Below are 3,808 nucleotides of genomic sequence, written 5' to 3' on the forward strand. Positions count from 1 at the left end.
AGGCATTCGCGAACCTGTGGCTGAAAGCGCATAAGGCGCACGCCGCCGGTCTGACCGTGGTGGAAATGTCCGGCACCGACGAACTGCATGTGGCCGGTGACTGGCAGCAGGTGTTCCCGGAAGGCCGAGACCTCACCCAGGTCAAGGCCAAGTCCATTTACACGCTGGGGGAGTAGACCGTGAGCGGAGCCACCGACCTCTGGGGCGAATGGCAGAAGCACGGCGCCCAGGGCATGAGCGGTGCGCAGGCCCTGGCCGCCGAGATCAATCGGATCGCCGGGGAGGGCGGTATCGCGACGCCGGTCACCGCGAAGCGCGGCCTGTCCGCGCGGCTGCGGTATCTGTCCAGCGGCCCCGGCCGGCAGGTCCTCGCCGGCCACGGCGTCAGCGCCCGCCTGCTGCGCTCCTGGGACCGCGGCGCCCGTCCCAGTCGGGTCAAGCTGGACGCCGTGGACAAGGCGTACCAGGAGCACCGCCGGGCCAACCTCGTACGCTCCGGGGCGTTGAAACGCCTCCTGGACAACGACGGGCGGGGCCGGCGGATCGAGATCTACCCGGTGGACCAGACCGGGGTGGACGAGAAGCGGCGCCGGCCCACCGTCAGCGAGCGGTCCGTACAGGCCCGGTACATCTGGGACGACGCGGTCGACGCCTGGAGCCAGGGAGACATGTCCACCCTGGACGAGATCTGGGACGACGTCATCACAGACCTGGACTCCGACTATGCGGCATACGCATACGTCGGTTCGCTCGGTATCGGTGCCTAAAAGCGGCAGACCAGGCCAGCCGGCCCGGCCCTCACCGTCTCACCGGCGCGACGTGGTCGGCCAACGGCGACGTCACCATGCTTCTGGGCTTCTATCGGGAGCTCTCGAAGCAGACGGGGACCGGCTGGCCTACCCCCTCTTCCACAGGCGAGGGATCGGTAGCCGTCCCCCAATCGGATTTCTGACACTTGCCGGCGCACGCGATGAGATTGAGAGGCCCGGCGAGGGCGCTGTGTGCCGCCCTCGCCGCGTTTCGCGCCGCCTGGGTGGTTCGGGGCGAGGCAGGGCCTGTTCGGCCGTCAGATCACCTTCCAGGGGATCGCCCTGTCGGGAGCTGAGCCTTGAGTCGGGAGGGATCGGCGCGCTACTCGATGAGTCCGGTCTTCTCGCCGAGGAGGAGGACGAGGCCCGTCGCGCCGATGAACGTCGAGGCCGCCCAGGTGATGGGTTGGGCGCTGCTCACGTGGGTGCCCGCGATGTACGCGGCGAGAGCACCGGCGACGCCGGTCATCAACGCCAGCAGCACGAAGAGCACCCTCACCCTGGTGTTCTGAGGCCGCGGTCGAGAGATCGCACTGCTCATGTGTTCGATTCCACGAATCTCGGCCGGTTCAGGCCGCTGTTCGCTGTGTACCGTCATGGATGGGCCCTTTGGGGTCCGGGGGCCTGCTCGCCACGATCCGGGAAGATTTCAACGAGCAGGCCCCGACCTGTTCCTCGGCCCGAGTGGTCCGAGGACTGCTATTCCGCAGCCCGCCGAGGCGCTCGTCTCGCTGGTGAGGCCCTTTGACGGACGAAGACAGCCGCAGTCGTGCGGCTGTCCAGTGCGTGCTCCCGCTTCGGGGAGTGAGAGCGACAGTAGCCCCAGACGCACCGTCAGCCGGGCTGTCGGACAGGCTGGTTACCGCTGGGTAGCAAAAGGTGGAGACGCTACGCGTGCGCACGTCCGCGCACGCGTAGGCGCGTGTGTGACGCAGGTCACCTGCCACGCTTCTGGCGTCGTCTCCAGCGCGCCGAGTTGAAGCGCGGAAGGTTGCGCCGGCGTCTCGGCTGGAGCCCGTACTTCCGCAGCATGCTCTTGCGTCGTTGGTCGTCTTGGACGAGCCACTGGTCGTACTCGACCGGAGACAGTTCCTGCGGCGGGCGATTCGCCTTGCCTCGCCTGACGGACGCGATCTCCCAGCGACGATGAGCCTGCAACAGAACGCGACGAGTCGACGCAAACCACCGCTCAACAGTGGATAGTTCGTAACCGGTGATCTCGGCGAACTCGGTGGCGGGGATGCCCACTCCCATGGCCTTCCGGATCACGGACCGGGCCTTGGTCGAGATCCTCAGTTCCTCCGCGGCCATACGATTCCGCCGCGCATGGATGATGCTCAGCCTCTCCCTGGCCGTATCGATCTCGACCTCCTGCACCGCGACCCGACACCTGGCCACCCACTTCGAGACCGTCTTCAGCGCGTAGCCGGAACTCTTGGCCACGTCCTCGTGGCCGATGCCTGCCCAGACTGCCTCAAGGACGCGCTTCCGAACCTCGCGTAGATGCTTCTCGTCCGCGGCTCGGAAGCGCTTCCGACGCCGTTGGATGCGAGTCAGGAATACCCGAACCTCCGAGGCAACCTCCTCCGGAGTCTTTCTGGGTAAACCCGGCTTCTTGATCATGGACACCCCCTTCGAGAGCATCCTGCCAATGGACGTCCGCTCCAGGGCGGGAGAGGGCGACTACGGCTCCCAGCCAGGCATGAACTTGGAACGGCGAGACGGTGCGCCGTCATGACAGCCGACGGGGCCGGCCGGCCCCTCGACGGCCGGTCCCGAACCCCGCTCCTCTGTGGTGGGGAGTTTCGTCGGTGGTGTCACCGGCGTCGGAGGAGGTAGGGGACGACCACTCCCGCGTAGGCGCCGAAGGCGGTGAGGCCGGCGTCGAGCGGGTCGGTCCAGGACGGCGCGATGCGCACGACCAGGAGAGCGACGATGGCGAAGAAGGCGCCGACCGCCAAGAGGAGCACGTCTCGCTGGTGTCGCAGCCGTGCCAGTTGCCGCGCGGTCTCGCCAGCGGTGCTCTCGGTCTGGGCGGTCGTGGTGGCAATGGTGGACATGGTGTTCCTCTCGATGGTCCCGGCGTGGCGCCGGGGAGGCTTGGGCGAGAGCCACTGTGCGAGTCCGACGACCGAGGGTCGAGTTCTCGCGAATATTCGTTCCGTGCCTGGTCAGAAGGCTCCAGCGCGTCCGCGACGCGGATTCGCGAAGCCTTGACAGGACGCCGTTTCAAGAAGGGCTCTTCGTTGCGAGTTGAGGATGCGCCGCGTACGAACTAGCCCCGCAACTCCCTCCCCAACACCGCTCTGTGAACGATCAGTAACCCTGGCGGCCGTGGAATGGGCCAGCGGGAGGTTCGAAGGGCTGGCGCTCGCCCTTGGCCCGGATCGGCGGAGGGGGTCGCGTGCGTGTTTTCGTGTTTGGGGCATGCGGTGTGCGCATGCGGGGTTGTGCGGGTGTGAGGTGTGAATTGCGCATAGCTCGGGATTGGTGGGGGGAGTATGAGTGTTGAGGAATGGGCTGGCTTTCCCACTTTCCGCATTCAGGGTTCTCCGCATTCGGCCGTGGTGAATTCCTGGGTTTCGTGGGCGGGTTGGTGTATCCGAAACTCGCCATATTGGTGTAGACCGCTCACAGGGCTTATGTCCGCGTGTCCGGGGGCCCGATAGGGGTTTCGTTCGGTCTGGTGGTGCGCTACTCTCGGTCGCGTAGCGGCCGGTGGGCTGGCTGTTCAGGGGAGTGGGAGGCGCTGAGGTGCACGAGCACCAGGCCCAAGCCCCCAACTCCTCTACCACCACCCTGATCAGTGGAAACGCGCGACATCAGCCCTCATCATCGCTGCCAGCCAGGGTTCGGCCGGAGGCCGGACCCCTCGGGCCGAAGGCCCGTCTAGGTCACCGAAGGTGACCTAGCGTCAGGGCCGGAGGCCCGCCAAGGGCGCGGAGCGCCCGGCATCCTGACGGCCCGTAGGGCCGTCGCGTCGTGTCTCCGGAGGAGAC

4 protein-coding genes are annotated in these 3,808 nt (G+C 67.0%); 1 reads left to right on the forward strand and 3 read right to left on the reverse strand.

Annotated elements, in window-relative coordinates; genetic code table 11:
• Window positions 1-179 precede the first annotated feature (179 nt).
• On the forward strand, window positions 180-767 hold the full coding sequence (locus OTB19_RS42015) for a hypothetical protein (protein ID WP_267804135.1): 588 nt from the start codon (window positions 180-182) through the stop codon (window positions 765-767).
• Between the two features lie 364 nt (window positions 768-1,131).
• Here OTB19_RS42015 and OTB19_RS42020 read toward each other — a convergent pair whose 3' ends face one another.
• The 3 genes from OTB19_RS42020 to OTB19_RS42030 form a co-directional block, all read right to left on the reverse strand.
• Complete coding sequence (locus OTB19_RS42020; protein WP_267804136.1) at window positions 1,132-1,350, reverse strand: hypothetical protein; 219 nt, start codon at window positions 1,348-1,350, stop codon at window positions 1,132-1,134.
• A gap of 395 nt (window positions 1,351-1,745) precedes the next feature.
• On the reverse strand, window positions 1,746-2,432 hold the full coding sequence (locus tag OTB19_RS42025; protein ID WP_267804137.1) for a hypothetical protein: 687 nt from the start codon (window positions 2,430-2,432) through the stop codon (window positions 1,746-1,748).
• 194 nt (window positions 2,433-2,626) lie between these two features.
• Entirely contained in the window at window positions 2,627-2,869 is a 243-nt protein-coding gene (locus OTB19_RS42030) for a hypothetical protein (RefSeq protein WP_267804138.1), read from the reverse strand.
• Window positions 2,870-3,808: the final 939 nt, after the last annotated feature.

This window comes from Streptomyces sp. H27-H5, from assembly GCF_026627505.1.
In the GTDB taxonomy this organism is placed as follows: domain Bacteria; phylum Actinomycetota; class Actinomycetes; order Streptomycetales; family Streptomycetaceae; genus Streptomyces.